The following is a 26,778-nucleotide window of genomic DNA, read 5'->3' as shown; positions in this document are numbered from 1 at the left end:
ATAATGCGACGAACTGCAGGCTTCGATTCCGACCAGGCAACGCGGCAGGCTCTCAAAGAACGGCAGCACGCGCCCACGCGTCAACTTCCTGCGAACTGCAACCTCACCAGCCGCATCCACGCCGTGGACTTGAAACACGGACTTCGCAATATCCAGACCGATTGTCGCAACGTTGCTCATCATAGCGCTCCTCCAGCTCTAATCCCGCGATCATACCGCAGGAAGGGAGGAGAGCCGTCCACCGCACCCTAAGAACTAGCGTCCGCCCTCTCCGTGCTATAAATTTGATTATCGACGCCGACCTCGACGCGTCCTAAGGCCGACCGCCATTTTAGCATGCCCAAGGACGTATGTGCAGCACATGGGCTCAAGCCACCCGCCCGCACATCCGTTGTGGATTGAACCCGCGAGGAGGGATCAGCATGTCAGAACGTCTCAACATAGGCCCGCTGCAACTTGGCGAAACGGCGCCCAATGTCGTGCTCGACGCGATTACCCGCGAAGGCAAGATCGCCATCGACGATTTCCGAGGCGAGAAACCAGTGCTGGTTGGGCTGTATCGAGGTCTCCATTGTCCTTTTTGCAGGCGCCAAATCGCCATGCTTTCGAAACTCACCCCAGCCCTCAACGAGAAAGGCATCGAAAGCCTGACAGTGGTCAACACGCCCATCGAGCGGGCACGCCTATACCTGCGGTATCATCCAATGCTCGGCCTGCTCGCGGCATCCGATCCGGAGCGGACTTCACACCGCGCCTTTGGATTGCCGAATATGCAGATCACCGAAGACGAGAGCGCATGGCCACAAAAGGTTTCAATGAGCGATGTGAAGTCGATGCGGGTCGACTTGCCGGGCGAGATGCCGGAGCCGATGGACCCGTTTGCGGCGCTCGAATATCTGAACAAGAAGGACAGCTACGATATCACGGAAGCGGATCAACAGATGATGGCCACCGGCATTGCGCAGCTCGTCGGCCAGTTCTTGCTGGACCGCGATGGCGTCGTTCGCTGGACTTCCAACGAGGTACTCGATGGCGGCCTATTCGGCGCCCCGAACACTCAGGAGCTGATGTCGGCAGCGTCGCAAATCGGAAGGTAAGGCGCAGCTTCGGTAGTGGGGCTAGGCGCAGGATTACGCGAGTTGGCGGCCGTTGCCTGATAGGCCCCCAAAATCGGCACCGCTCCTGCCTGCCGATGAACCCGGAGGGGCGGGGGCGGTCGTCCAGCGGCCCTGCTACCGGCGCGAACCGAGCGGCGTCCGCGTTGCGGGCTCAGCGGCCTCTTGTTGCAGCTCTGCGGCGATGCGCGGGCTTGCCACCCCAGTAGATTTCGTTCGACGGTTCTCAGTTGCACCAGCATCGCATTTTTCGCACCTTCCGGATCGCGGCGAACCAGACAATCCAGGATTGCCTGGTGCTCGTCGCAATACCCCAGGCGGCGTTCCTCCGAGAACGAGCGCTTCTTCATTTCGAACCAGGGTGACTGGTTGCGAATGGCGCGCATGAGGTTGTGGATCTCTTTAAGGAAGTCGTTGCGGCAGCACGCGAATACTCGGTGATGGAATTCGGCGTCCCGATGCTCGAAATCCGGCATGTCCCTGGCGGCGGCTTAGCATAGATTCGCGGCTCCGCGATACCGATGGGAGCGTCAGTGCGCAACGCCCGGGTTTTCGAGCGGCAATCCATCCGGGTGGCATCCGCGTCTTGATGCGCTTACGCTAGGCCCCGCGCCGCCACCTGCGAATCTCAACACCGCCCTGACTCTTTACCCTGTCCTCAAACGTCTTAGCTTCAGTGAAGCAATGGAGCAGGGTCAAATGAGCCTCAAAGACAAGAAAATCGTCGCCACCGGCGGCAGCCGGGGGCTTGGCCTTGGATTGGTCGAAGCGCTGGTCGAACAAGGGGCCAACGTGACCGTCGTTGCGCGTGGCGTGGAGGCGCTGGAGGCGGTTGGGGCGCGGCTTGGGGTCGCCACCATCTCAGCCGACGTTACGGACGAGGACGCGGCCTATCGCATCCTCGGCGAGATCAGCCCCGACATAGTGGTGCTGAATGCTGGTGCGACGCCCCGGATGGGGCGGCTGGATCAGCTGAAGTGGGAGGATTTTTCCGTTGCCTGGGAAACCGACGTCAAGGCCGGGTTCTATTGGCTGCAGGCGGCGCTGAACCTGCCGCTGAAGCCGGGCAGCCGGGTGCTGGTCGGGTCGAGTGGTGCTGCCGTCACCGGATCGCAGATGTCGGGCGGTTATGGCGGTTCCAAGCGCATGCTGTGGTTCATGGCCAAATATGCCAATGGCGTGGCGCAGGAGAAGAAGCTCGGCATCCGCTTCCAGGCGATATTGCCGCGGCAGATGATCCTCGGCACGGGAATCGGGGATGTTGCCGCCGGCGCCTATGCCGGCTCCATGGGCATCACGCCGGAACAATTCGTCACCCGCTTCGGCGCGCCGATGCCGCCCCGGGCGTTCGGCGACAGAGTGGTTTCCGTGCTGGAAGACCCGCAATATGCCGAGGGCGTCGTCTTCGGCCTCAGCGGCGACGCCGGCGTAACCGTGATGGAGGGCGCTGCGGCTTGAGTGACGGAAAGCCTGACGTGGACCGCGACCGACGCGAAGGGTTGCTTGCGCTGGCCGCCGCGCTGCGGCCGGAGCTGCACCGCTATTGCGCGCGCCTGATGGGCTCGGTCATCGACGGCAAGGATGTCGTGCAGGACACATTCGCGCGGGCCTTCGTCGCGCTCGACGATCTGTGCGAGGTGCCGCAGCTCAGGCCCTGGCTGTTCCGCATCGCCCACAACCGCGCGCTGGACCTGTTGCGCAGCCGCGCGATCCGCGCTGCCGAGCCCATCGAGTCGGCACTTGAAATCGCCGACGACACCAAGGCCAGCCCGGTGGAGACGCTGATGCGCAGGGAAGCGATGGAAACCGCGGTGTCGCGCTTCGCGGAGCTTCCGGTCAACCAGCGCAGCGTCATCATCCTGAAAGATGTGCTCGACGAGCCGCTGGCCGACATTGCCGCTTTGCTTGGCATTTCGGTCGATGCGGTGAAGGCGCATCTGGCGCGCGGCCGCGCCCGGCTTCGGCAGATCAATGCACAGGCCATGCCGCTGGCCGACGCGCGCATCGCGTCGGCCACCGTCATCCGCTACGTCAGGCTGTTCAACCAGCGCGATTGGGACGGTCTGCGCGCGCTGCTTGCCGATGATGTCCGACTTCAGCAGTCCATGCACCCGCCGCGCTCGGGTGCCGCCGATGTCGGCATGTTCTTCACGATCTATGCCAAGAGCGAAGGCCTGTGGCTCAGGCCGGCCTGGGTCGAGGGCCGCGAGGTGATCGCGGTGTTCGAACACCGGACCGACCCGAAGCCAATCCATTTCATGTGGCTGGAGTGGCGGGACGGGCGGATCAGCTTCATCCGCGACTATCGCTATGTCGGCTATGTCGCCGATGATGCCGGGCTGGTGCTGGCAAGGGACATCAAGGGGCGGATGGCCGGTTCCTGAATCGGCCATCCAATCACTATCCGCCGTCTACGATCCGCTGCGACAATTCCCGCAGGTCGCTCGCCAGATGTCGGCGCCGCCCGCTACCCCCGCTTCTCGATCACCGCATACAGCACGTTGCGGTTCTCGCCGAAATACACCTTTGCCTCGACGGCGTTGCGGTCGACGCTGGCGTTGACGATGTTCCACATGTCGACTTCCGAGCGCAGCAGCAAGACCCAGTCCATGAAGGTTTCGCGGTAGCCGGCGTCGGGGGTGCCTTCGGCGTAGTTGGCGAACAGGAATTTCCCGTTCGGCTTCAGCATCTGCAGGCAGGTCTTGGTCAGCTTCACGGCGACGTTGTGCTGGAGGTAGTCGTAGAGGCCGGAGGCGTAGATGAGGTCGAACTTGCCGAGCTTGTGGCCTCTGGTCAGCACGGTCCGCACCGAGCCGTCTATGGCCTCGACCGCGGTGCCCTGGAAGTCGCGTGCGATCAGCCCGACGCTTTGCGGGTCCTGGTCGAGCGCGACCCAGCGCTTGAGGCCGCCCTCGGCCAGCGCGACGGAGCGGTTGGCTTCGCGCAGATGGCCGGCGGCGATCGCCAGGATCTCGGTTTCGGGTCCGTTTTTGGCGGCGGTCTCATCGACATAGCGGGTCAGGAGATCGCGCCGTTCGCGAGCCGCGACGCATGACGGAACGTTCTGGGTATGGCTGTAAAGCGCCTTGCCGATCTCCGAGGCGCTCGCCACGCTCTCGGCCACGTGCGGGTCGCAATAGATGAAGTCGAGCAGCTGCGCGTCGCCGGAATAGCCCCTGGGCTTGGTGAAGGACCAGTGCGTCAGCGGATCCTGGAGAAAATACGCCAGGATCGGGTGGTTCTGCGCCACCGGTATCAGGGCCTGCCAGACGTCGGGATGCACCTTGGCCCGCAGCGCGCTCAGCATCGACAGCAAGCGGCGAACGATCTCGGCGGGAAATTTCTGCTGCTCGATCTGCTGCTGTGTCGCATGGAGGATGAGCGCCAGTTCGGCGCGGGCGGTCTCGAACGCCTCGCCATGATGTTCAAGCGTGCCTTTACGCAGACTGCCGGCGATCATCTCTGCGGTAATCAGGCTTTCGCCATCAAAGACAGTTTGCACCGAATTGCTCCATTCCGTAGTTAACAGTCAGTTAACTTATTGCGTAGAATACTCCATTTGCCAACGGCGCTTCGGGGCATTTTATCGGTATGATTAATTTCCCGCTAACCATCTCAACTCATTAGATAAGTTGTCGGGCGGATTCTGGGTTCGAGTTAACGCAAACTTGTGTTGAGCCATTGCATTTTACGTCGCGGCAATGGTGTCGTCCCAGGGAGTCGGCCTGCGTGGGGGCAGAATTTGGAAAAGAGTTCGGAGCGCAAAATCCCCTTTCGCAGGGCTTTGTGAACGAGCGCGCGTCATCCAGATTGGCCGATACGGTGGATGTCGAACCGTACGATCCGCGCCAGGAGCTCGGCGCGGCCGAGTTGCGCATCCTTTACCGCAGGGAATCCCAGGCGAAGCGAAGAGCGGACGCCAGGCCAGGGCTGTGGATGGCCGTCGTCATCTATGTCTTGTTTTCGGTATCGGATCTGCTGCTGATCCCTGACGTCGCGGCCTATACGATCACGGCGCGCTTTGCGGTCGGACTGACCGCGCTGCTGGTCCTGGAAGCACAGCTTCGTCGGGGAATCGCCACCGATTGGCTTGACATGACCTGCGCTGCAGCCATTATCTTTGGCTATATCGGCTGGCTTTGTCCAGCATTCATGGGCGAAAACAAGGAAAGTGTCGCCTATTATATGGTATTTGGCACCATTTTCATGATGAGCGCCAATCTTTTCTTCACTTTCAGCTTCAAAGTTTCAATTATAACGTCGACGATAATCTTATTCATCTTGTATGTGGTTAATTATTTCTTGCCTGCCACGCTGACGTACAAAATGGTGTTCGGGACGTTCTACGTTTCATGCTTCACCTTCACCTCCTATGTGAACTGGAAGCTGAACGAAGAGCGCTACAACGTCTTCCTGAACGCGCTGGAAGCCAAGATCCAGCACAAGGAGGCCACTGAGCGCGGCAAGGCCCTGCTGAGACTGTCGCGGACCGATCCGCTGACGGGCCTGGAAAACCGGCGCGCCATCGACGAGAAGCTGCGGGACTATTGGAGCGACTGGCAAAAGCTTGGCAGCAAGTTCGCGGCGATCCTCATCGACGTCGACTTCTTCAAGAAGTTCAACGACTGCTACGGCCACCAGGAAGGCGACCGTTGCCTGATCCATGTCGCCAATGCGCTCAGCGATCTGATCAAGAACTACAATGGCTCGATCGGGCGCTATGGCGGCGAAGAGTTCATCGTACTCGCCCGCATGGACAAGAAGGAACAGGTCACGGAGCTGGCGGAAGCCATTTGCCGCACGGTGGAGAATTTGGCGATCACCCATGAGCTCAGGCGCGACGGGGTCTCGATCGTGACGGCGAGCGTTGGCGCTGCGTTCACCAGGACGCAGGCCGGCGCCAAGCTGGAGAAGATCATCCACGAGGCCGATCGCGCGCTCTATCTGGCCAAGGCCGGCGGCCGCAATTGTGTCCGGCTGTTCGACCCGACCGATCCGCAGAGCAGCGACGAAAGCGAAAACCTTGCGGCCCTGCTGAAGATCGCGATCGCGCAGGGCCTCGTTTCACTCGTCTATCAGCCCATTCAGGATGTCGTTTCGGGCCGGGTCGAGGCCGTGGAGGCGCTGATGCGTCTCAAGATGCTGGATGGCACCCTGGTTCCGCCGAGCTTGTTCATTCCCGTCGCGGAACGCACCGGGGCGATCCTGGAACTCGGCCGCTGGGCGATAAGGACGGTCTGTACCGAGCTGCTGGCGGACGATCACGTGCGTGTCGTCAGCGTCAACGTCTCGCCGATCCAGCTCAAGACGCCCGGCTTCGCCGCGTCGGTCGCCACCATCCTGGGCGAGACCGGCGTGACCGGCAACAGGCTGGCCTTCGAAATCACCGAAGGTCTCGAGATGGAGATGCACTCGGACATTCTGCGCTGCATCAGCGACCTGAAGCTGCTCGGCATCAAGATCTGGCTCGATGATTTCGGCACCGGTTTCGCCGGCCTGTCGTGGCTGCGCCTGATCGATTTCGACACGGTCAAGATCGACCGCTCGTTCCTGCACGACTGCGGGACGCCGAAGGGCATGGCCATGTTGCAGGACATCATCGCCCTGGTGCGCAACCGCGGCCACAAGATCCTGGTCGAAGGTGTGGAAACCGACGAGCAGATCGCGCTCATGCGCGAGTTCGGCATCGACAAGATCCAGGGTTTTCGCGTTGGCCGTCCGGTTCCCGCCGCGAATTACCAGGCCAAGCGGGGCATGCAGAAACGCCCATTCCTCAAATCCGCGTAAGCGCGGGCTGCCCGGTTTTCGAGACCGGCACGGGCGAACTCACCCCAGCAGATTGCGCGCCGTGCGCATGAAGATCTTCGAGCCGATCGGGATCAGGTCGTCGGGAAAATCATAGTCCGGATTGTGCAGGGAAGGGTGCCGTTCGCCGGCGCCGAGGAAAAACATCGCCGACTTCGCACTGTGTCCGAACAGGCCGAAATCCTCCGAGGCGCGCATCGGCAGGGCTTCCTGCCCATGCACGACGCCTTCTTCGTCGAGCGCGCGTTGCAGATGCTCCACCGCGTCCGGAGCGTTGACGCTGGCGACGAAGATCTCGTGGTAATCCCAGCGTGCGGAAAGGCGATGCCGGGCAGCGATCTCCTTGACCAGGGCTTCGGCCGCAGTGCAGAGGTCCGCCATGCGCTCGTCGCGGCGGGTGCGCAGCGTCGCCCACACCTGCGCATGCGCGGGCGCGATGCCGAACACGGCTTCGCCCATCTCGGCATGGGTGACGGTGACCATGGAGAAGTCGTCATCGGCGAAGGTGGCGCGGCCGAGCGCAGGCAGCGCCGGCATCAGCTCTGAGATCGCCGGCATCGGCGAGATGCCGGTCTCGGGCATGGAAGAATGCGCGGTCTTGCCCTCCAGCACGATGCGCATGCCGCGCGAGGCGCAATTGACCACGCCGGGTTTCAGCCTGACCTCGCCGAACGGCACGCCGGGCAGATTGTGCAGCGAGAAGGCGAAATCGGGCGCGATCTCGCCGTAGCGCGGATCGGCAACGACGCCGGCGGCACCATTGCCGGTTTCTTCCGCCGGCTGGAACATCAGTACGACGCGGCCGCTGGCCGGCCGCTCGCGCCCGAGCTGGCGGCCAAGCGCGGCCAGGATCGCGGTGTGCCCGTCATGGCCGCACATATGCGACTTGCCTGGCACTTGCGAGGCATGCGGCACGCCTGACAGTTCCTCGATCGGCAGCGCGTCGAGCTCGGAACGGAACAGCACGGTCGGTCCGGCCTTGCCGCTGTCATAGATGGCCGCTACGCCGTGGCCGCCCAGACCGGTCAGTACTCTGTCCGGCGCCGTGTCGGCAAGGAAGGAGACGACCTCCCTTGCCGTCTTCTCCTCTTCATTGGAGATTTCCGGCTGCCGGTGCAGCTTGCGCCGCCACTCGGTGATCTCGATGATATCCCGGTTGGTCAGGGTCATGCTTTGCGCCTCCACTGGATTCCTCGCCACACGCCCGGTTGCCCGATCGCATGAGGAAACCGATATGGAATTGCTAGCGATAAACGGTTCCACCCGCCACAGTCCAAATTCCCTGACTTCGGCGGGCCAGAAACGCAGCACTGTGCCCGGAATGCCTATTGGTTGATCTCGGGCTCGACCAGCTTAGCCAGGTTCCGGAGCGACTCCTGCCAGCCGAGATAGCAGGCCTCGACCGGGATGACGTCCGGGATACCGGCCTGGGTGATGTCGATTTCGGTGCCGACCGAGACCTTTTTCAGGATCACGGTCACCTGGATCTCGCCGGGCAGATTGGGGTCGTCGAACCTGTCGGTGTAGCGCAGGCGCTCGCCGGGAACGAGTTCGAGATATTCGCCGCCGAAGGCATGGCTGCCACCGGTGGTGAAGTTGCGGAACGACATCTTGAACGTGCCGCCGACCTTGGCTTCGAGGTGATCGACCGTGCAGGTGAAACCGTTCGGCGGCAGCCACTTGGCCAGCGCATCGGCTTCGACGAAGGCGCGATAGACCTTTTCCGGGCTGGTGGTGAGAACACGGTGCAGACGTACGGTACCGGGCATATTCTGTATCCTCTCATAATGCCTGTTCGATGTCCCAAGGACGAACCGGGCTTGACCAATCCGACATGGGCGCCCAGATTTTTTTTAGGGCACGGCCGCAACCCGCTCGACTGGCGCAGGCCATGACCTACCTCAGCTCAGGCCATTTTGGGACTCGATTTTGTGGCGCTGGCCCAATCGTCGCGGGCGACGAACCGGATGGTCTTTATGGGGTGATTGTTTATAACGGTCGGCGAAATCGCTATGACCTAAAAGGGGAGACGATGCGCTACATACGTCCGCTTTCAATCGAAGATGCCGTTGGCCAATTGGCCGGATCGGCTGGCATATCAGCCATTCTGGCCGGAGGCAGTGACCTGCTGGTGAGGATGAAGGGCGGTTTTGTCGAACCCGACCTGATCATCGATATCAAGTCGATCGCCGGTTTGAACGAAATCCGCGAAACGGCTGAGGGCTTCAGCATCGGTGCCACTGTCCCCTGCGCCGTGCTGGGCGAGAATGCGGCGCTGAAGAAGGCATGGCCTGGTGTCGTCGAGGCGGCGAAGCTGATCGGCTCGAAGCAGGTGCAGGGCCGTTGTACGATAACCGGTAATCTGTGCAACGCCTCGCCGGCCGCCGACAGCGTGCCGGCATTGGTGGCGGCTGGTGCCAGGGCATTGATCGCCGGACCGTCGGGCAAGCGCACCATTGCCGTTGAGGCCGTGCCGGTCGGGCCGGGCAAGACGTCGCTCGCCAAGGGCGAGATCATCGAGGCGATCCTGCTCGACAAGCGCTCGCCGCGTTCGGGCGACGCCTATCTCAGGTTCATTCCGCGCACCGAAATGGACATTGCCGTGGTCAGCGCCGGCGTGAACCTGACGATCGATGGAGCCGGCGTCGTCACGGCGGCCCGCGTGGCGCTGGGCGCCGCGGCACCAACGGTGCTGCTGGTCGAAGAGGCCGCCGAGGCCCTGATCGGCAGGAAGCTGGATGAAGCAGCGCTCGAGCGGCTGGCAAAAGTCTGCGCCGGCGCCTGCCGTCCCATCGACGACAAGCGCGGTACCATCGATTTCAGACGCAAGGTTGCGGGTGTGCTGGCCACGAGAGCCGCAACGACCGCCTACGCACGTGCAGGAGGCAAATGATGGCTGGTATAGCAGTCTCGACGACAATCAACGGCGACAACATCGAGTATCTCTGCCAGCCTGACGAGACGCTGCTCGACGTGCTGCGCGACCGGCTCGGGCTGACCGGCGCCAAGGAAGGCTGCGGCACCGGCGACTGCGGCGCCTGCTCGATCATCCTCGACGACCGGCTGGTCTGTTCGTGCCTGGTGCTCGGCGCCGAAGCGGAAGGCCGCCGCATCGAGACCGTCGAAGGCATGGCGCAGGGCGACCAGCTGCATACGCTGCAGCAGAAATTCCTCGAGCATGCAGCGCTGCAATGCGGCATCTGCACGCCGGGGTTCCTGATCGCGGCCAAGGATCTGCTGGCAAAAAACCCCGACCCGACCGAGGAGGAAATCCGCTTTGGCCTCGCCGGCAACCTCTGCCGCTGCACCGGCTATGACAAGATCGTGCGCGCCGTCCAGGACGCCGCACATGTGATGAAGGGAGCCTGAAGATGAATTTCGATCCGCGTTTTTCCGGGCGTAAATTCACATCCGTCGGCACACGCCCCATCCGCCCCGACGGCGTCGACAAGGTGACGGGCCGGGCCCGCTATGGCGCCGACTTCAACATGGCCGGCCAGCTGGTCGGCCGTGTGCTGCGCAGCCCGCATGCGCACGCCATCATCCGCAAGATCGACACCTCGAAGGCCGAAAAGCTGCCCGGCGTGAAGGCGGTGATCACCGCCGCCGATCTGCCTGACCTCACCGATGGCGATGCCGCCATGTATGACGTCCTCGACAATTGCATGGCGCGCACCAAGGCGCTCTATGACGGCCATGCGGTGGCCGCTGTCGCCGCCGTCGATGCCCGCACCGCCAGGCAGGCGCTGAAGCTGATCGAGGTCGACTACGAGCTGTTGCCGCATGTCACCGATGTCGACGAGGCGATGCAGCACCACGCTCCGTTGATCAACGATACGATCTTCACCGAGGGCCTCGAGGAAAAGCCGGTCAAACCCTCCAACGTCACCAAGCGCAGCCAGTTCGGTCATGGCGATGTCCATCAGGGCTTTGGGCACGCCGATTTCATCGTCGAACGCTCGTTCAAGACCGAGCAGACGCATCAGGGCTATATCGAGCCGCATGCCTGCGTGGCGAGCGTCTCGTCCGACGGCACCGCCGATCTCTGGGTCTGCACGCAGGGCCATTTCGTCTACCGCCAGCACTGCGCCCAGCTGCTCGGCATGGAAGCCTCGAAGCTGCGCGTCACCTCGTCGGAGATCGGCGGCGGTTTCGGCGGCAAGACCCATGTCTGGGCCGAGCCGGTGGCGCTTGCCCTGTCACGCAAGGCCGGACGGCCGGTTAAGCTGGTGATGACCCGCGACGAGGTGTTCCGCGCCTCGGGCCCGACCAGCGCCACCTCGATCGACGTCAAGATCGGCGCCCGCAAGGATGGCACCATCACCGCCGCCGAAGCGACGCTGCGCTATTCCGCCGGCCCCTATGCCGGCTCCTGGGCCGAGATTGGCGCCATGACGGCGTTCGCCTGCTACAAGCTCGATAACGTCAAGACGGTGGGCTACGAAGTGCTGGTCAACCGGCCGAAGACGGCAGCCTATCGCGCGCCGTCGGCACCGATGGCGGCATTCGCGGTGGAAAGTGCCGTCGATGAACTCGCCAAGGAGATCGGCATGGATCCGGTCGACTTCCGCATCAAGAACGCGGCGCAGGAAGGCACGCGCTCGTCCTACGGCCCGGTCTATGGACCGATCGGCATCGGCCCGACGCTGGAAGCGGTGAAGAACCATGCGCACATGAAGGCGCCGCTCGGCAAGAACCAGGGCAGGGGCATGGCCTGCGGCTTCTGGTTCAACTTCGGCGGCCAGACCTGCGTGGACCTCAACATCGGCATGGACGGCTCGGTGTCGCTCGCCGTCGGCACGGTGGACGTCGGCGGTTCCCGCGCCTCGCTGTCGCTGGTGGCGGCGGAGGAGCTCGGCATCGACTATGCACAGCTCAAGGCGGTCGTCGCCGACACGTCTTCCCTCGGCTACAACGACATGACCGACGGCAGCCGCGGCACCTTCTCCTCCTCCATGGCGACCATCTCGGCCGCCCGCAACGCGATCAAGATCCTGCGCGAGCGCGCCGCGCAGATGTGGGATATTTCTGTCGACGACGTCGTCTGGGAACAGGGCCACGCGGTCGCCAAGGGCGACAAGCACGGCAATCTCGGCAAGCTGTCGCTGAAGGACATCGCGGCGCAGTCCGGCAAGACCGGCGGGCCGATCGCCGGCCACAGCGAGCTCGTCGCCGACGGCGCCGGCGTCTCCTTCGCCACCCATATATGCGACATCGAGGTCGACCCCGAGACCGGCTCGACCAGGGTCATCCGCTACACGGTGGTGCAGGATGCCGGCAAGGCGGTGCACCCGACCTATGTCGAGGGCCAGTACCAGGGCGGTGCCGCGCAAGGCATCGGCTGGGCGCTCAACGAGGAGTATATTTACGGCAAGGACGGAAGGCTGCAGAACGCCGGCTTCCTCGACTACCGCATCCCGGTCTGCTCCGACCTGCCGATGATCGACACGCAGATCCTGGAAATCCCCAACCCCAACCACCCCTATGGCGTGCGCGGCGTCGGCGAAACCTCGATCGTGCCGCCGCTGGCGGCGATCGCCAACGCGGTGTCGAACGCCGCCGGCGTGCGCATGACCCACATCCCGATGTCGCCGCCACGCATCCTGGCGGCGATCGAGGCGGAACGGGGCTAGGGCAGGGAGAGCTCAGGCAAATGGTCGAAGTCACCCTTTGGGGCGCCCTCGGCCAGCTCGCCGGCGGCAAGAGCAAGGTCGAGGTCGAAGCCAAGGACATCAGGGAGCTGTTCAGAAAACTGGCTGAACAGTATCCCGGCTTCGAGCCGTGGATCGATCGCGGCATTGCCGTGGCGATCGACGGGGTGATTTATCGGGATACGTGGAGCAAGGCGCTGCCGCCGGGGGCGGAGATTTTTCTGCTCCCGCGGCTGGCTGGGGGGTGAGGGGCGAGCTGTGAAATCTGCGTATGCGAGTTCACTGTTATCGAATTCTTCGCAGACGACAATCTAAGGTGTCCATATATTGACACCATCCGGTCCAAGAAATCTGCTCGGTAGATTACCGAATCTGTCCCTGTCGGCGATGTACAACAGTACCTGTTCAGCGCGTGTGACGCCGACGTAAAACAGACGTTTTTCGGCAGCGATTTCGGTTGGGGTGCGCGCACGATAAAACGGAATCGTACCTTCCTTGACTCCAATAATTGCTACACCTGCATATTCATGGCCCTTCGCATTGTGGATAGTAGAGAGACGCAAGGCGCGGTCGGGACTTGCAAACATTCCCAAATCGTTGATCGAGAGGTTGTCGAGATCGATTTTTTCGTGACGCATGTCTGCCTTCATTTCTTCTACGGACGACCGAAACAGCGGCGCATCGTCAGGCGTAATCCAGCCGCCTTCTGCCAAGACTCTTCCTGCGGCTGACGACATTTTTTCGAGCCAGGCCACGCCGTCATTCTCGTCCGCCAACTGTTGAGCGATGCGCATCAGTCGAACAGTTGACAAACGTCCCTCGTATCCAAATATCTCCGATCTTGTTTCGCCAGTTACGTCCTGGACCGCATGAAAAATTGCCCGCTCAAGATTCCGCATTCTAAAGAGATGCCCATCGATGACGGCACCGCCCAACTGTTCAGCCAAGTGAGCGAAGAGCCGCGACCGCCTATAAGGACGCGCTCCCGGACCGACAATCGGGACTCCAAATTCCCTTAGTATGCGAGAGATTGGATACAAATGATGCCACGCTTTCGCGAGAACGGCGCATCGGCCGAGCGGTAGTTTCAATCGCTCAATCGCAGGTAAGAACTCATCGAAAAGCGCGTCGATCGTGTTGCTGGTCCAGACAAATCGAGGAATCTCCGTGACAGACTTGGTCTTGCCCTCGCTCGTCATGGCCGGATTTCGAGGAAACAACCGCTCGGCATGATCGACTATGGCAGGGCATGATCGGAAGTTCGCGGACAACGACATGTTGCGATTTGCACCGATATGATCCGCGAACGGATCGATCAACTCCGGTCTTGCACCGGCGAAACCAAAAATCGATTGCGCCGGGTCCCCAACCAGAAAAAAACGACTCTTACCCTGTGAATGGATCGCCTTGAAGATTTCTACCTGAACATCTGTGGTGTCCTGAAATTCGTCGATGAGAAATGATTGAAACCTGGTTGCAAGGGATTTAGCGATCTCGGGATCGTCGCGTAGCAGACGGAGGGCCTTATAGATGATGTTCGCAAAGTCGAGGAATCCGAGCTTCTGCGCTCGGGCCCAAAAGTGCGGCGCGGCCAATCGAATCATTTCGTTTTCGAGAGCCGTTCCGGAGAGTTTGCCGTTCGCGTCCAGCCCTAAACCCGCGAAGGCCTCGTAGTCATTGTAGGTCAAATCATATCGTCCAACCTGCTCGGCCGCATAGCTTGCGATGGCCTCGAACTCTGGTCGATCTCGGTTCAGAACTTGCATTTTTCCCGAGAAGCCGGGAACGCGCGATGCAAATGGTCGAAGGATATGGTGCAGGCAAAAAGAATGAATCGTCGAAACCACAAAATTCTTCTCATCGCCCGGCATTAGGAAGGCAACTGCACGCTCATCAATCTCCTGGATGGCTGCGTTAGTGTATGTGATGCACGCCACCATAAACGGTGTGTCGCGCACCCTTTCGAGCTCTAAGATAAGCTTCGCGACAATCGTGCGTGTCTTCCCGCTGCCTGGGCATGCCTTGAGTAAGAGGTTACCTGGCCATTCGACTGCTTGGCGCTGTTGCTGCGTGAGTTTCATTGGTCAAGAAGCCAGCTGACCGCATTGCTGATGTAGATGGGTAGGGTGACCCCCCCGTCGATTTTCTGAGCGGCGACCTGCGCAAAGCGCGCTTTCCCAAAACGCTTGGCGGTCGCCAGTACACTATTCTTGAGAGCGTCTTTCGGCTCGCCGCCAAACATCTCCGCGACTTCCAAATTCGCTGCGACCCTTGGTGCGCCAACCTTCCGAGCGGCAGCCGCAAGCATACCAAGATTACCCTCAAGGGTGATTTCCCGCTCGAAGGTTGTCGCTCCAAGAAAGACCTTCACGTACTTGCCTTCGAGCGCGGCAAGGTCGGGTTTGCCCGGTTCGGCATCGTCATCGCCGTCGTCATCTTGTTGGTTCATCTCGGTCGAGTCCGACGGCCTAAGGTCCGCGTCAGCTACGATGGCGCAACGCTTGGGAAGTCCGTTTTCGGTGAAAAGCCGGGCGAATGGGCCGAAGTGAACGCCGTGAATTGCTACGACGGATATGCCTTCGCGATCGAGATCAATGCCCATCGCTTGCTTAACCATGCCCGGAATCAGGAATACCTCGGCAGCCCCCTCGACGAGCATCACCCTGCGGGCAAAAAGCAAGTTCGATTTGGTGGAGTCGAGATAGCGCTCAAGGTCTTCGATGTCTCCTTGCTTTAGGCCTTTCGTTTCTGCGATGGTCGACACATAGGGAGCCGGGTGGCCCGTATTGGTAAGAAACACAAACGACTTGAGCGGCGCTTTGGCGGTCACCTGGGTGCTGTGTGTTGTTAGTATTGACTGAAATGGAAGTTGGCGCAGCGCCTCGATGAGCGTCAATTGAAGTTGCGGATGAAGGTGGGCTTCAGGTTCCTCAATCAGGATAAGCTCCCCTGCTGACTTTCCTGACGCAGCCCGACGGCGGAACTGTTCGATAAGAATTGCTACATATAGAATGTTGTTTAGGCCGAGGCCATTGCGGCGCGGCTCAAATTTACTGACAGCTGCGCTACTCAACAGCACGTTGACGTTGCGTACGATGGATTGAAAGGACGGGGCCGACAGACCAAGATCAATACCAAGGTCAAATGCCGGGCCGGTGACTTCCTCAAACGCCTTGTCAATCGCCTGGGCCAGCGCCTTGATCGTGGGTGAAGCCTCGACCTTATCGTTGGCGACTTTTATCGCCGCAATTAAAGTGTCGCGTTCTGCCTTGTCGATGTTGCTGGCATCAATCAAGCGCGCCAACGGTGAGCGCCGCACCTGTGCAAGGTCTAATTCTACGTCGCGCAGTGCGTGCAGATAAACTATTCGATATGACTGAAGATACTGAAAACCGACGGAGCTCGCTCCGATGTCTTCGTTCTCGGTATCCCACTCGATCTGGCTAAGATCGACCTTCGGATTGCCGCCGCCAACTAGCTCCCAGCTATAGTCGGCGAGCGTAAGGCTGGAGGGATCGCTTTCTTCAGCGGCGAGGGCTTCCCTAACGGCTCGCTTAGGTCGAAATCGATAGAAAATCCGAGCACGTCCATCGCCGAGTTGAGTGCCGTGAAGCATCGCTACTTCCGTGTCGTTTTCCTCGAAGCCGGTGAATTCCACACCGATCAAAACCTGGAAGGGCTTTGACTGGTCAATCTCGCTATGAACATCTTCTCGCACCAATGACCGGTAGCTTGATGATAATTCGACATCGAGGCAAACGCGTATTGCCTGAACCAAGTTCGATTTTCCGGTGTTGTTCTCCCCGATTACACACGTAGCTTTCTCTGATACTTTAGCATCAAGAAAACCCAACGAGCGGAACCCCCGAACAACTATTCTGCTAAGCTGCATTACCTCATCCCCCTGCGCGACCCCATTCTACGCAGAATGAGGGACCGGCGGAATTGATTTGTATACTTTCTAGTTTTTTAATCGGTGAAAATCACGCGCATTGATGTCCATGCTTGAGTGAAGTGCAGAATCTGGATGTATATGTTTTCCGGTTTTGATGCGGAGTGGGTCTTGACAGGCCACATTGTGGAGGAAATCTACTGAAAGTTGTGGAGCGAGGAATTGTGATCAGGACAGGCAGATCGATTGTTAGAATCACGCGGGGAACGAAATGCAAGAAATTTATTCCGGAAAGCTATATGGCGAGTTCAACGGGTATCACTCGGGAGCTATTTTTCATTTATCAAATGGACAATTATGGCAGCAGAAAAAATACAAATATAAATACAAATATAAATACAGGCCAAGTGTGCGAATAGTCCGTGATGGCAACAAGTACTACGCTGAGTTCGATTGCATGAGCGAACCAATCGAAGTAGTGCGAGCGTCGATTGTGGAGGACGGTACGATTATGTCCGATTTCAACGGTTTTGACGGCCAGTCGCGATTCCATTTTGACAATGGGCACGTCTGGGAGCAGGCCGAATACAAATACATTTATCATTATGCCTACAATCCCCACGCTTTGGTGGTCGACGGGATCGAGGGCACCGTTTTGCATGTAGATGGCATGAGTGATCATGTCCAAGTTCGTCGAGTAGGCTAACGCGTTCTAGGCTCGGTCCGATTGTGATAGCGGGGCCTTGGCCTCTAACGACTGCCGTGAAAGAGCCAACCGGCGGTCGCCCGATTTTTTGAGACCAAACGTCCACTCGCTGAGTCTGGGAAGTTCGACTTCAGGTTCAAGCTCCGTCATTCAGAACCGGTTTTCCCAAATGCAGCATCCTCAGCCTCTCCGGCAACTCACGCGGTGCGACGTTATACCCTTGAAGCCGCGACAAAAACGGGCACTTAAGTTGGAGGCGAAAGCGAAGCTGATTTCGATCGCGACCGGCAGGGGATCGCAATTGTTCTTTGCCGTGCTCTAGGCCGGCTGCTGAGCGCCGCGATGGAGCGCCTGCCTGCCATCATCAGGCGGCCCCAGTGCCGGGGGGGCGCCCGCCGGTCCTGATCACCTCACAGCAAAAACGTCTGCCTCTCCCGCAACGTCGCCGTGATCGCTGCAATCCCCACCTCGATCTCGCGCCTGCCCGTCAACATCGCATCCCCCCGCCACACTTTCCAGCATCGACCGCAGCAGCTCCGCCTGGCCGACCAGTACCGCGTCCTTCTCCGCCAGGGCGGCGAGCGTGCCCGCTTCTTGGCGCTGGGCCATGCGGTCGTTTTCCGGCCGGTGGCGGATCAGGCCTTCCAGCGCCGACCTATCCCTACACCACACCCGCCGCCTGCGCCCGCACATACGCCAGCGCCGCCACCGCCAGATCCCCCACGGCCATGCCCCGGAACACGAATGCCGTGGCCTCGCTTGGGCTCTGCCGCCCGGCAAAGTCACCGCAGACAAGGCCCGTCAGGTCGCCGGCGACCAGCGCGGGGTCGACCATGGGTTTGGGCATCTGCTTCTCCTGCGCCAGATCGTCGACGACGATGCGGTCGAAGCGGCGCATGGTTGCGGGCAGCCAGGGCAGTGCGAGGTCGGTGATGGCGGTGAAGCTTCCCGGTTTCAGCCAGTTGGCGTCGAGGAACGGTTCGGGTTCGGGCACCAGGGTCACGGTCGTCACCACGATGTCGGCGCCTTCCACGGCGGCCCTTGCCGTGTCGCTGGGGATTGCTTCGAGGCCCCGCGACCGTGCCATCTCGCAGAGCGCGTCGCGATTGCTCTTGCCGCGCCCGAAGGCGCGGATTTCGCGCAGGGGAAAGAGGTCGGCGAATGCCTCTAAATGGCCACGCGCTTGCACCCCGCAGCCGATGAAGGCGACGGAGGACGCATCGTCGCGCGCCATGCGCCAGGCGGCGACGGCGCTGAGGCCCGCCGTGCGCTTGGCCGTCACCCAGTTGCCGTCGACCAGGGCCAGCGGCAGGCCCGTCTCGGCGTCGAGCAGCGTGATCAGCGAATTGATCGTGGCCAGTCCGCGCTGGGCGTTGCGGGGGTTCACCACCAGCGACTTGGTGGCCAGCACGGATGGCACTGAGGCGACGCCGAGCGTGGCCATGAGGTAGCGGTCGTCGCCCGGCCACACGGCGGCCTTCGGCGCGCACCAGACTTCGCCCCGCCGCTGGCCGACGATCTGGCGTTCGATCTCGTCGACTATGTCGGGCGTGGAGATCGCCAGGCGATCGAGAACCGCCGACGACAGATAGGGCAAGGTCTCGGCGGCCGGGGACTGGGTGTTCATCTTGTCATGTTCCCTAGGAGACCGTCAGACTACACGATGTGCGGGCCGAAGCCTTGGCGATGCCGGCGAGAAACGAGCCTCGAACGATTCAAGCTCGGCCCACCCCATAAAACCAAGGAACCCAACATCTAGCCGATCACGTTTGCCGTAATCCGGGCTTCGAATGGAAAGCGGCCGAGGGCAACCCCGCGCTGGCAAGACAGACAGCTCGATGCTCATTTGCATTTAAGCCGGGAGGCCAACCTTGCTGAGGCCCTCGAACAGATGGTCTATGTCGGCCTGATCGCGGAAGGGGAGCCGTCCAACATGCTCGGCAAAGGAGTATTTCGGATTGATCTCCATCAGTTCGCGCCAGACCCGGCCGGCTTCGTCGACCTCGCCCAAATGGCCGAGCGCGATAGCAAGAAAGGCGCGGGAGAGGTCGGTCTTCGGGGCGAGCTGTATACGCTCCCTGAACAGCGCCGAGGCAGCTTCGAATTTGCCGGCCACAAGATAGGCAGAGCCGAGAAAGTGGATGTATAGCTGCTTCAACGCGGGATCGAGCCGGATGGCTTGTTCGATATGGGGAATAGCCGCGAGGGGCTGGCCGCCATAGATGTTGACGATGCCGCGCGAGTTGTGCGCCTGAGCGTAGTTCGGATTGAGATTCAGCGCCGCGTCCGCTTCAGCCGCGGATCTGGCGAGATCCTTTTTCCACAAGTAGAAGACCGAGGCGACGTAGTGAACGAAGGCAACCTGCGGACTCTTCTGCAACGCCAAGCCGACATGGCGCTCGGCCTTTTCAAGTGACTCACTCCAGCCGTCCGTCCAATGGAATTGCCAGTTGAGCACCTCGGCCATTGCGAGGCCGGCATAGGGTTCGCCATAGCTTGAATCCTGGGCGATCGCTTGCGCGAACAGGTCGGTCGAGCGCTCGAACACGTCACGGTTCCTGATGGTCCCCCACAGCGCCTCGCGCCCGAGCAGGAAAAAGTCGTGTGCCCTGCTGCTGGTCGTTTTGACAGCACCAAGCATCGCGGCTTCGCTCGGGCTCAGTTTGATCATCAGCGCGTCAACGATCCGCCGGGTGACCTCATCCTGGACCGCGAAGACGTCGCTCAGTTCGCGATCGAAACGGTCGGCCCAAAGGTGTCCGCCGGTCTCGGCATCGATCAGCTGAGCGGTAATTCTTACACGGTTGCCGGCGCGGCGGATGCTCCCTTCGAGCACCGAGCGGACACCGAGTTCACGGGCCACCTGCCGCACGTCGACAGCCTTGCCCTTATAGGTGAAGCTCGAATTGCGCGCGATCACCAGCAGGCCGCTGACCTTAGAGAGGTCGGTGATCACATCCTCGGTTATCCCGTCGGCGAAATATTCCTGCTCAGGATCGCCGCTCATGTTCTGGAACGCCAACACGGCGATCGAAGGCTTGTCGGACAGCGCGAGCTGTGGCGAAGGCTTCTCCGACACAGCGGGCTCCGCGGGTGCCGCGGGCTTTGCCTGAGCGGGGACTCCGACTTGCAGCGAATAAACTCGGACCGGATCGGCGATGTTCTTGAGTTGCACCGCGCCGCGATCGTTGATTGCGAGATCGAGCCTTGCCTTAACCTGCCAGTACGCTTGCTCGGAGAGACAGATGCTGCCGGGCTCGCAAATGCCTTCGAGCCGCGCCGCGATATTGACGCCGTCGCCCATCAGATCGCCGTCGCGCTCCTCCACGACATCGCCCAGATGGATGCCGATGCGAAAGTCGATGCGGCGGTCGGGCGGGAGCCCGGCATTGCGCTCGACCATGCCATTCTGTACCTCGATCGCGCAACGCACGGCGTCCACGACGCTGCGGAACTCGACGAGGGCTCCATCCCCGGTGCGCTTGACCACGCGACCATGATGCACGGCGATCGTTGGATCGATCAGATCGCTGCGCAGCGCCCGCAGCCGCGCCAGGATGCGATCCTCGTCCGCGCCGGCGAGCCGACTGTAGCCGACCACATCCGAGACCAGGATCGCTGCTATTTTCCGGGTCTCACTCAAGTCGTGCCCCCTCTATCCAGCCTACTGCAGCCAGATCAGTGCCGTCCTTCTCAACATACAGCCGTTAAGCACAGGGAAGATAGCCCCGAGCCATTGGTCGGATGGTCCGCATAGGATCGACCCGAGTCGTTCGAGAGCCGAGATCAGGCGCTAAGCAGCCATTCAGGATAGGCGAAGGTCGCCGCCCCCCAACCTCACAGCAAAAACGTCTGCCTCTCCCTTAACGTCGCCGTGATCGCGCCAATCCCCACCTCGATCTCGCGTCTGCCGGCCAGCATCGCATCCCCCGCAACACCTTCCAGCATCGACCGCAGCAGCTCCGCCTGGCCGACCAGCACCGCGTCCTTCTCCGCCAGGGCGGCCAGCGTGCCCGCTTCCTGACGGTAGCGCTGGGCCATGCGGTCGTTTTCGGGCACCGGCTGGTGGCGGATCAGGCCTTCCAGGGCGCCGACCTCGCGGCCCAGGCGCTCGAGCGCCTGGGCGTTGGCGACGATCGTCGCGTCGGGGAACGGGTTGGCCCGCGTCGGCGGCTGGATGTTGTCGCGGCGGTAGCGGGTCTCGGCCTCGTCGACGGCGGCCCGGGCGCGGCCGAGCAGCGAGCAGGCCATCTCGCGCACGCGCTGGTCGTCGGCGCGCAGCTGATTTTCCTGGCGGTAGAAGTTGTAGCCGTAGCCGTAGAACAGGTTGATCCCGACCCTGGCGAGCGGCCCGGCCTCGTAGAAGCGGCTCATCTTGTCACGCCCACCTCATCGCCCAGCGGATAGAAGCCCGTCGGCTGGCCGCCGATGTTGAAGGGCAGGCCGGCGGCTGCGTTGGGGGCCGAAACCAGGCCCTTGTCGGCCATGCGCAGCGCCAGGTAATAGCGCACCGCCTCGATCGGGCTCAGGCCAATCGCCTGCAGCGAGATCAGTTCGCGCATGCGCTCGTCGCGCGGCGTGATCAGCACCTTGAGGTCGTTCAGCATGATGCCGTAGACCTTGAGGAAATCGGTGAGATGCAGCTTCACCGCCTCACGCACATCGCTGATGCGCTCGTTGATGTTCTCCATCTTGGTGACCTGGATGATCTGGTTGATCGCCTGCTCGATGGCCGGTCCGGCATAGTCGGCGATTTCCTTGGTGTCGATCACGGCACCCGCGAACGGCATGTGGGTGATGAGATCGAGCGCCTCTTCCTTGCTGTCGATGTGGATGTAGTAGTCGACGACATAGGACATCTCCGCCATCTCGGCTGAGGTGGCAATGCCCTCGTTGCGCACCAGAAGCTTGGAACGGTTGATGTAGATGACCTCGTAGACCCAGGGCGAGGAGCCGCCGAAGAAGCCTTGCACGATCGAGCCGACCAGCGGCTTGTCCGGCGTCTGCAGCGCATATTGGCCGGTCTCGTAGACGTTGAGCACCGCGCCGCGCGACTTCAGGATGCAGAAATGGTTGCTCTCCACCGTCAGCAGCGAGCCCGAGACGATGCTCTCGTCGACGATCTTCATCGCCACGGTCCTGGTGCCGAGCGCGTCCGTGCCGTCGCGCTGCAGCGAGGTGATGACCTGTCTGGTGATTGCCATTTTGAATTCCCCTCCTGATGTACCGGCACGCCCAGCGCGTGCCTGATGCCTGTCGACTTGCGGCCGGGCGGAGCTGGCTGGCTCCGGCTCAGCGATTTGTCTGTCGCGTCTTTGCCGGCTCTGAATGCCTTGGCGAACAGAGGCCCTTGCCCGTGAATTGTTGCTGCAGCCGGGCGGTGCGGTCGGTGCGCTGGCGGTAGCCGCCATCGCCGTCGAGCAGGTATTTTGCCCGCTGCTTTTCGCGCGGCTGCGAACGCTTTGCCTGGATTGCCTTCTCGATCGGCTCTATCGCCACGGCGAGCCTGCGGCCGGCCGCGGTCCCGATCTTGGTGTCCTGGAGCGCCCGGCCCACGGCCTGCTCGATCAGGTCCTTGCCGTTCTGGCCGAGGAAGCTCGAGACCAGCCCGGCGACATCGACAGCGATGTCTTCGACTTTGTCGTCGTCGGCGAAGGCGGCCAGCGGCGAAGCGCCGGCTTCGGATGGAACGGCTTTTTCCGGGCGCCGGCTCTTGCCCAGCTGCTTCCAGAGAATGAATGCGAAGATCAGTGCAAAGACAACAAACGACATTCGACCAGCCCCGTTCAGTGGTCCGCGTTGATTGCAGAGATGACGGACGCCGCCCGTTCAGCACGCCTTTGGCGCCGCACGCTCTCGTCCTCAGGCACGAATGGCCCGCTTCCCGGCGGATCAATGGCGGTGCCTGTCGACTTCCCTCCCAGTTGACGCGTCAAATATTTCTTCTCGGACGGGGCTGTCCGGGAGCCATGCAAAAGCTCTGTCGTTAATAAGGGAAGTCTCAAATGCCAGCCATACACATTATCGCGAGCTATGGTGGTGCCGGCCGTTGCGGGTCCTCCCGGCCGCTGCGCGACCTCCGCACGGCCGGGTGACCTTGCCTAAAACCGCGTTCTTGGGCTGAATGGCGGGACGCAGCCATTCGCCACGCTGCGAGGGAGGGCATCGAGATGAGCGAAGACAGACCACGGCCGCTGGCGGAGATCGCCAGCTATCACGCCCATATCTACTTCGACGGGCAAACCGAGCGGCAGCATGCCGAATGGCTGCGGCTTCGCATCGGCGAGCGTTTCCGCGTGCGCCTGGGCAATTGGCACGACCGGCAAGTTGGCCCGCATGACCAGCCCATGTACCAGGTCTCCTTCGCCAACGAGCTTTTCGGCACGCTCGTTCCGTGGCTGATGCTGAACCATGGCGGCTTGAGCATCCTCATCCACCCGAACACCACCAACCCCAAGCGCGACCATCTGGTCGACCCGGTCTGGATCGGCCGGCCGCTGGGGGTGCATGGCGACACGCTTCCGGACGATCACGAGGCGGAAGAGGCGCTGGAGGTCAACACCGAACCGTCGCTGCCGGCGTAACTGCCCTAATGCACCACCGCCCGCAGCCGCTCGCGCAGTTCCCGCGGCGCGACATCATACCGGCTCTTGAAGGCGCGGGAGAAATGCGCGCTGGAATTGAAGCCGCAGGCGAAGGCGATTTCGGAGATCGAGGCCGAGGCGCGGGCGGGCGACAGCAATTCTTCCTTGCTGCGCTCCAGGCGGCGGTCCCAGACGAAGCGTTCCAGCGTGGCGCCTTCGCCCTCGAAGGCGCGGTGCAGATAGCGGCGCGAGCAGCCCATGTGGCGGGCAATGTCTTCCGCCGACAGGCTGCTGCGCGCCAGATTGGCGTCGATATAGGCGACGATGCGCTCGCGCAGCGCCTCCAGCGGCGAGCGGCGGAATTCGGGCGCCATCGGCTTGGCCTGGATCAGGCCGTTGACCAACTGGACCAGGCTGTCGCCGACGCGCCGGCTGCCGGCCTCGTCGAGCTTGTGCGCCTCGCCGATCGCCATCTGCATCAGGCCGGAGACGATGTGGGTCAGGCTGTCACCGTTGCCGGGCAGCGGCAGGGGTGCCGAGAGGCGGGCGAGCGTGTCGTCGCCGAAGGTCGAGCGCGGCACCTGCAGGATCAACTGGTCGACATCACTGAGGTTCTGCAAGGAGTAGCTGCGCACCGGGTCATAAATGATCGCCGATTGCGGGCCGAGGTCGACGGCGACCTGCTGCTGCTCGAAGCGGCTGCGGCCCGAAAGCTGCATCAGGATTTTGATCGCGTCGGGGTCGAAGCTGCGCCAGAACAGCCGGTCGTTGAGCACCAGATGCGAATTGGCCTTGATCTCGGACAGCCGGCAGGCGCCGAGATTGACCGACACGAGCTGCGGGATCGACGGCACCGTGCCGCGCGGGAAGCGCTGCGTGATCGGGCCGAACAGAAGGCGTGATGTCGACAGGAAAGCCTCGCCATCGGCGATGCTGACGTGATGGGCGTGCATTCTAGTTTCCTCCTGAAACAGCCTTCCCGTCTTTTGCAGGATTGTGGCGCGGGCCGATGCAACGATCAACAACTTAACATGATAATTATCTCTGCCGCAACGGCAGAGAAGCACCCGACCGGACAGGGCAGTGCGGATAGGCTGGAATGTCGTGCCGGCGGGACGGCTTGCTCAGCCGGCGCGTTTCCAGCAGGCGATGAAATGGCCAGCTTCAACCTCCGTGGCCACAGGTTCGGCCTTGAGGCAGCCGGCGTCAGCCAAGGGGCAGCGGCCGGCGAAGGCGCAGCCGCCAGGAGTAGCTTCGACGGCGGCTTGGGCTTCGGCCATGGTCGTCGCCTGCCCATCGTTCGAAGAGGCCGCCAGCAGCATCTGCGTATAGGGATGGTTGGGGCCGGCGAAGATCTGGTCGGAGGAACCGGTCTCGACCAGGCGGCCGCGATAGAGCACGCCGATGCGGTCAGCCATATAGCGCACGACCCGCAGATCATGGCTGATGAAGAGGTAGGCGGTGTCCTTTCTCTTCTGCAAATCGTTGAGCAGGTTGAGCACGGTCGCCTGCACCGAGACATCCAGCGCCGAGGTCGGCTCGTCGAGCACGACCAGCCGCGGCAGGCCGGCGAAGGCGCGGGCAATGGCCGTGCGCTGGCGCTGGCCGCCGGACAGCGTGCCGGGCTTCTGCTCGGCCGTCGAGCGGGCGAGGCGGACCGAGGCCAGCAGATCGCCGACGCGCTGCGGCACCGCGCGGCGCGGCAGGCCAGCCAGCCGGCGCAGCGGCCGGCCAAGGATGCGGCTGATGCGCTGGCGCGGGTTGAGCGTGCGGTCGGGTGACTGGAACACCATCTGTACGTCACGCCGCTCGCTTGGTTGGCGCCGCTCGACCAGCGGCGCCACGGTCTTGCCGAACAGTTCGACAGAGCCAGCCGTCGGCGGCTGCAGGCCGGTGACGATGCGGGCCAAAGTCGACTTGCCGGAACCGGACTCGCCGATCAGCCCAAAGGTCTCGCCGCTGGCGATGTCGAGGTCGATGCCATGCAGCACCGGCTGGCCGCCGAAGGATTGTTTGATGCCCCGGCAAGAGACGGCGATTTCGCGCTGCGATGCGGGCAGGGCATTGTCCTCGCTTTCTCCGGCGGGCACGTCCGAAGCGAGGTCGACGGGGCTCGCATCCTCCGCCAGCCTGCCGTCGCGCTTGGTGCGGTTGAGTGTCGGAATGGCCGCAACCAGCGCCTTTGTGTAGGCATGGCGCGGGTTGTCGAACACTTCCGCTGCGGCACCGGTCTCGACAATCGAGCCGGACTGCATCACCGAGACCCGGTCGCAGGAGCGCCGGATCAGATTGATGTCGTGGCTGATCAGCAGGATCGAGGTGCGGTGCTCGCGGCGCAGATCGTCGAGGATGGCGATGATCTCGGACTGGACGCTGGCGTCGAGCGCCGTCGTCGGCTCGTCCATCACCAGCAGCGACGGGTCGAGCGCGATGGCAATGGCGATGTTGGCGCGCTGCTGCATGCCGCCTGACAGTTCATGCGGATAAAGCTGTAACACCCGTTCGGGGTTGGCGACGCGGACGCGTCCGAGCAACTGGGCCGCGCGCCCGAATGCTTCGTCGTGGTGCATCGGGCGATGGCGCAGGATCGTCTCGGTGATCTGGCCGCCAATGGTCATACTCGGGTTCAGTGCCGAACCCGGATGCTGGTAGACGGCGGCGATGCGGTCGCCGCGCAGCCGTCGCAGTTCGTTGGTCGAGAGGTCGCGGATCTCGCGATTTTCGAAGGCGAGTTGCGCGGCTTCGACGCGGGCGTGCTTGGGCAGATAGCGCAGCACCGCCAGTGCCACCGAGCTCTTTCCCGAGCCGGATTCGCCCACCAGTCCGAGCGCTTCGCCCTGGCCGATGCGAAGCGATATGTCATCGACCGCGCGGTGGATGTGCCTGGCTCCGCGATAGGAAACGGAGAGGTGCTCGACGTTTAGAACCGAAGACATGGAGTACCGGAAACCACTTTCTGCGCGCGCGGCGATCAGGGGCAATCGCTTCCGCTTTGGTAGGGAACAATCTCTATAAAATTACTCGA

24 protein-coding genes and 1 pseudogene are annotated in these 26,778 nt (G+C 62.0%); 10 read left to right on the top strand and 15 right to left on the bottom strand.

The genetic code is table 11. From position 1 onward, the window contains the following. Positions 1-180 (bottom strand): annotated as a pseudogene (locus AC1D05_RS28920) (IS110 family transposase); the annotation flags it as partial. 242 nt (positions 181-422) lie between these two features. Here AC1D05_RS28920 and AC1D05_RS28915 point away from each other — a divergent pair. Next, on the top strand, positions 423-1,097 hold the full coding sequence (locus tag AC1D05_RS28915) for a peroxiredoxin-like family protein (RefSeq protein ID WP_477445332.1): 675 nt from the start codon (positions 423-425) through the stop codon (positions 1,095-1,097). On the opposite strand, the gene AC1D05_RS28910 is transcribed toward AC1D05_RS28915, so the two are convergent. Beyond that, positions 1,058-1,591, bottom strand: a complete 534-nt coding sequence (locus AC1D05_RS28910; RefSeq protein ID WP_477445330.1) for a FadR/GntR family transcriptional regulator — start codon at positions 1,589-1,591, stop codon at positions 1,058-1,060. The two genes, AC1D05_RS28915 and AC1D05_RS28910, sit on opposite strands and share 40 nt — an antisense overlap. A gap of 223 nt (positions 1,592-1,814) precedes the next feature. Here AC1D05_RS28910 and AC1D05_RS28905 point away from each other — a divergent pair, with 223 nt between their 5' ends. Continuing rightward, complete coding sequence (locus AC1D05_RS28905; RefSeq protein WP_477445328.1) at positions 1,815-2,573, top strand: SDR family NAD(P)-dependent oxidoreductase; 759 nt, start codon at positions 1,815-1,817, stop codon at positions 2,571-2,573. Next, entirely contained in the window at positions 2,570-3,499 is a 930-nt protein-coding gene (locus AC1D05_RS28900; RefSeq protein ID WP_477445326.1) for a sigma-70 family RNA polymerase sigma factor, read from the top strand. The genes AC1D05_RS28905 and AC1D05_RS28900 overlap by 4 nt, the downstream gene beginning before the upstream one ends. 83 nt (positions 3,500-3,582) lie before the next feature. On the opposite strand, the gene AC1D05_RS28895 is transcribed toward AC1D05_RS28900, so the two are convergent. Beyond that, complete coding sequence (locus AC1D05_RS28895) at positions 3,583-4,617, bottom strand: class I SAM-dependent methyltransferase (RefSeq protein ID WP_477445324.1); 1,035 nt, start codon at positions 4,615-4,617, stop codon at positions 3,583-3,585. A gap of 284 nt (positions 4,618-4,901) precedes the next feature. Between AC1D05_RS28895 and AC1D05_RS28890 the strand changes: the two genes are divergently transcribed. Continuing rightward, on the top strand, positions 4,902-6,902 hold the full coding sequence (locus AC1D05_RS28890; protein ID WP_477445322.1) for a putative bifunctional diguanylate cyclase/phosphodiesterase: 2,001 nt from the start codon (positions 4,902-4,904) through the stop codon (positions 6,900-6,902). Between the two features lie 39 nt (positions 6,903-6,941). Here the strand turns inward: AC1D05_RS28890 and AC1D05_RS28885 are convergent, their stop codons facing one another. Both AC1D05_RS28885 and AC1D05_RS28880 read right to left on the bottom strand, forming a co-directional pair. Further along, complete coding sequence (locus tag AC1D05_RS28885) at positions 6,942-8,090, bottom strand: amidohydrolase (RefSeq protein WP_477445320.1); 1,149 nt, start codon at positions 8,088-8,090, stop codon at positions 6,942-6,944. Between the two features lie 155 nt (positions 8,091-8,245). Then, positions 8,246-8,689 (bottom strand): SRPBCC family protein, encoded by a 444-nt coding sequence (locus AC1D05_RS28880; protein ID WP_027044406.1) that lies wholly within the window; start codon positions 8,687-8,689, stop codon positions 8,246-8,248. 263 nt (positions 8,690-8,952) lie between these two features. Here AC1D05_RS28880 and AC1D05_RS28875 point away from each other — a divergent pair, with 263 nt between their 5' ends. The 4 genes from AC1D05_RS28875 to AC1D05_RS28860 are packed head-to-tail and all read left to right on the top strand — an operon-like array spanning position 8,953 to position 12,819. Beyond that, a complete protein-coding gene (locus AC1D05_RS28875) occupies positions 8,953-9,813 on the top strand; it encodes an FAD binding domain-containing protein (RefSeq protein WP_477445318.1) in 861 nt (286 codons plus the stop codon). Continuing rightward, on the top strand, positions 9,813-10,289 hold the full coding sequence (locus AC1D05_RS28870) for a (2Fe-2S)-binding protein (protein WP_477445316.1): 477 nt from the start codon (positions 9,813-9,815) through the stop codon (positions 10,287-10,289). Before AC1D05_RS28875 ends, AC1D05_RS28870 begins: the two co-directional genes overlap by 1 nt. A 2-nt stretch (positions 10,290-10,291) precedes the next feature. Then, positions 10,292-12,553: a xanthine dehydrogenase family protein molybdopterin-binding subunit gene (locus tag AC1D05_RS28865; protein ID WP_477445314.1), complete on the top strand. Its 2,262-nt coding sequence runs from the start codon at positions 10,292-10,294 to the stop codon at positions 12,551-12,553. A gap of 20 nt (positions 12,554-12,573) precedes the next feature. Next, complete coding sequence (locus tag AC1D05_RS28860) at positions 12,574-12,819, top strand: MoaD/ThiS family protein (RefSeq protein WP_477445312.1); 246 nt, start codon at positions 12,574-12,576, stop codon at positions 12,817-12,819. Positions 12,820-12,882: 63 nt separating this feature from the next. Here the strand turns inward: AC1D05_RS28860 and AC1D05_RS28855 are convergent, their stop codons facing one another. After that, positions 12,883-14,652, bottom strand: a complete 1,770-nt coding sequence (locus tag AC1D05_RS28855) for a UvrD-helicase domain-containing protein (RefSeq protein WP_477445310.1) — start codon at positions 14,650-14,652, stop codon at positions 12,883-12,885. Next, on the bottom strand, positions 14,649-16,463 hold the full coding sequence (locus AC1D05_RS28850; protein WP_477445308.1) for an ATP-dependent nuclease: 1,815 nt from the start codon (positions 16,461-16,463) through the stop codon (positions 14,649-14,651). The genes AC1D05_RS28855 and AC1D05_RS28850 overlap by 4 nt, the downstream gene beginning before the upstream one ends. Positions 16,464-16,734: 271 nt before the next feature. On the opposite strand from AC1D05_RS28850, the gene AC1D05_RS28845 reads away from it, so the two are divergent. Next, the gene (locus AC1D05_RS28845; protein ID WP_477445306.1) at positions 16,735-17,169 is read left to right on the top strand and encodes a hypothetical protein; all 435 of its coding nucleotides are present in this window, start codon (positions 16,735-16,737) and stop codon (positions 17,167-17,169) included. 405 nt (positions 17,170-17,574) lie between these two features. Here the strand turns inward: AC1D05_RS28845 and AC1D05_RS28840 are convergent, their stop codons facing one another. The 6 genes from AC1D05_RS28840 to AC1D05_RS28815 form a co-directional block, all read right to left on the bottom strand. Further along, on the bottom strand, positions 17,575-17,778 hold the full coding sequence (locus AC1D05_RS28840; protein ID WP_477445304.1) for a hypothetical protein: 204 nt from the start codon (positions 17,776-17,778) through the stop codon (positions 17,575-17,577). A gap of 52 nt (positions 17,779-17,830) precedes the next feature. Beyond that, entirely contained in the window at positions 17,831-18,796 is a 966-nt protein-coding gene (locus AC1D05_RS28835) for an ornithine cyclodeaminase family protein (protein ID WP_477445302.1), read from the bottom strand. Between the two features lie 225 nt (positions 18,797-19,021). Continuing rightward, positions 19,022-20,812 carry an adenylate/guanylate cyclase domain-containing protein gene (locus tag AC1D05_RS28830; protein WP_477445300.1) on the bottom strand — a complete coding sequence of 597 codons (1,791 nt, stop codon included), beginning with the start codon at positions 20,810-20,812 and terminating at the stop codon, positions 19,022-19,024. 194 nt (positions 20,813-21,006) lie between these two features. Beyond that, a complete protein-coding gene (locus AC1D05_RS28825; RefSeq protein ID WP_477445298.1) occupies positions 21,007-21,543 on the bottom strand; it encodes a hypothetical protein in 537 nt (178 codons plus the stop codon). After that, a complete protein-coding gene (locus AC1D05_RS28820; protein WP_477445296.1) occupies positions 21,540-22,373 on the bottom strand; it encodes an SPFH domain-containing protein in 834 nt (277 codons plus the stop codon). Before AC1D05_RS28820 ends, AC1D05_RS28825 begins: the two co-directional genes overlap by 4 nt. A gap of 88 nt (positions 22,374-22,461) precedes the next feature. Then, positions 22,462-22,941 carry a hypothetical protein gene (locus tag AC1D05_RS28815; protein WP_477445294.1) on the bottom strand — a complete coding sequence of 160 codons (480 nt, stop codon included), beginning with the start codon at positions 22,939-22,941 and terminating at the stop codon, positions 22,462-22,464. A 398-nt stretch (positions 22,942-23,339) separates the two neighbouring features. Between AC1D05_RS28815 and AC1D05_RS28810 the strand changes: the two genes are divergently transcribed. Further along, positions 23,340-23,753 carry a DOPA 4,5-dioxygenase family protein gene (locus AC1D05_RS28810; protein ID WP_477445292.1) on the top strand — a complete coding sequence of 138 codons (414 nt, stop codon included), beginning with the start codon at positions 23,340-23,342 and terminating at the stop codon, positions 23,751-23,753. Positions 23,754-23,758: 5 nt separating this feature from the next. On the opposite strand, the gene AC1D05_RS28805 is transcribed toward AC1D05_RS28810, so the two are convergent. Both AC1D05_RS28805 and AC1D05_RS28800 read right to left on the bottom strand, forming a co-directional pair. Further along, positions 23,759-24,706, bottom strand: a complete 948-nt coding sequence (locus AC1D05_RS28805; protein ID WP_477445290.1) for a helix-turn-helix domain-containing protein — start codon at positions 24,704-24,706, stop codon at positions 23,759-23,761. A 171-nt stretch (positions 24,707-24,877) separates the two neighbouring features. Continuing rightward, positions 24,878-26,689, bottom strand: coding sequence for a dipeptide ABC transporter ATP-binding protein (locus tag AC1D05_RS28800; protein ID WP_477445288.1), 1,812 nt, complete (start codon positions 26,687-26,689; stop codon positions 24,878-24,880). Between the last annotated feature and the right edge of the window lie 89 nt (positions 26,690-26,778).

Source organism: Mesorhizobium sp. P2_E9 (assembly GCF_056403815.1).
Note: the sequence above shows the minus strand (reverse complement) of the source record. Positions and strands in the feature narration are given on the sequence as shown.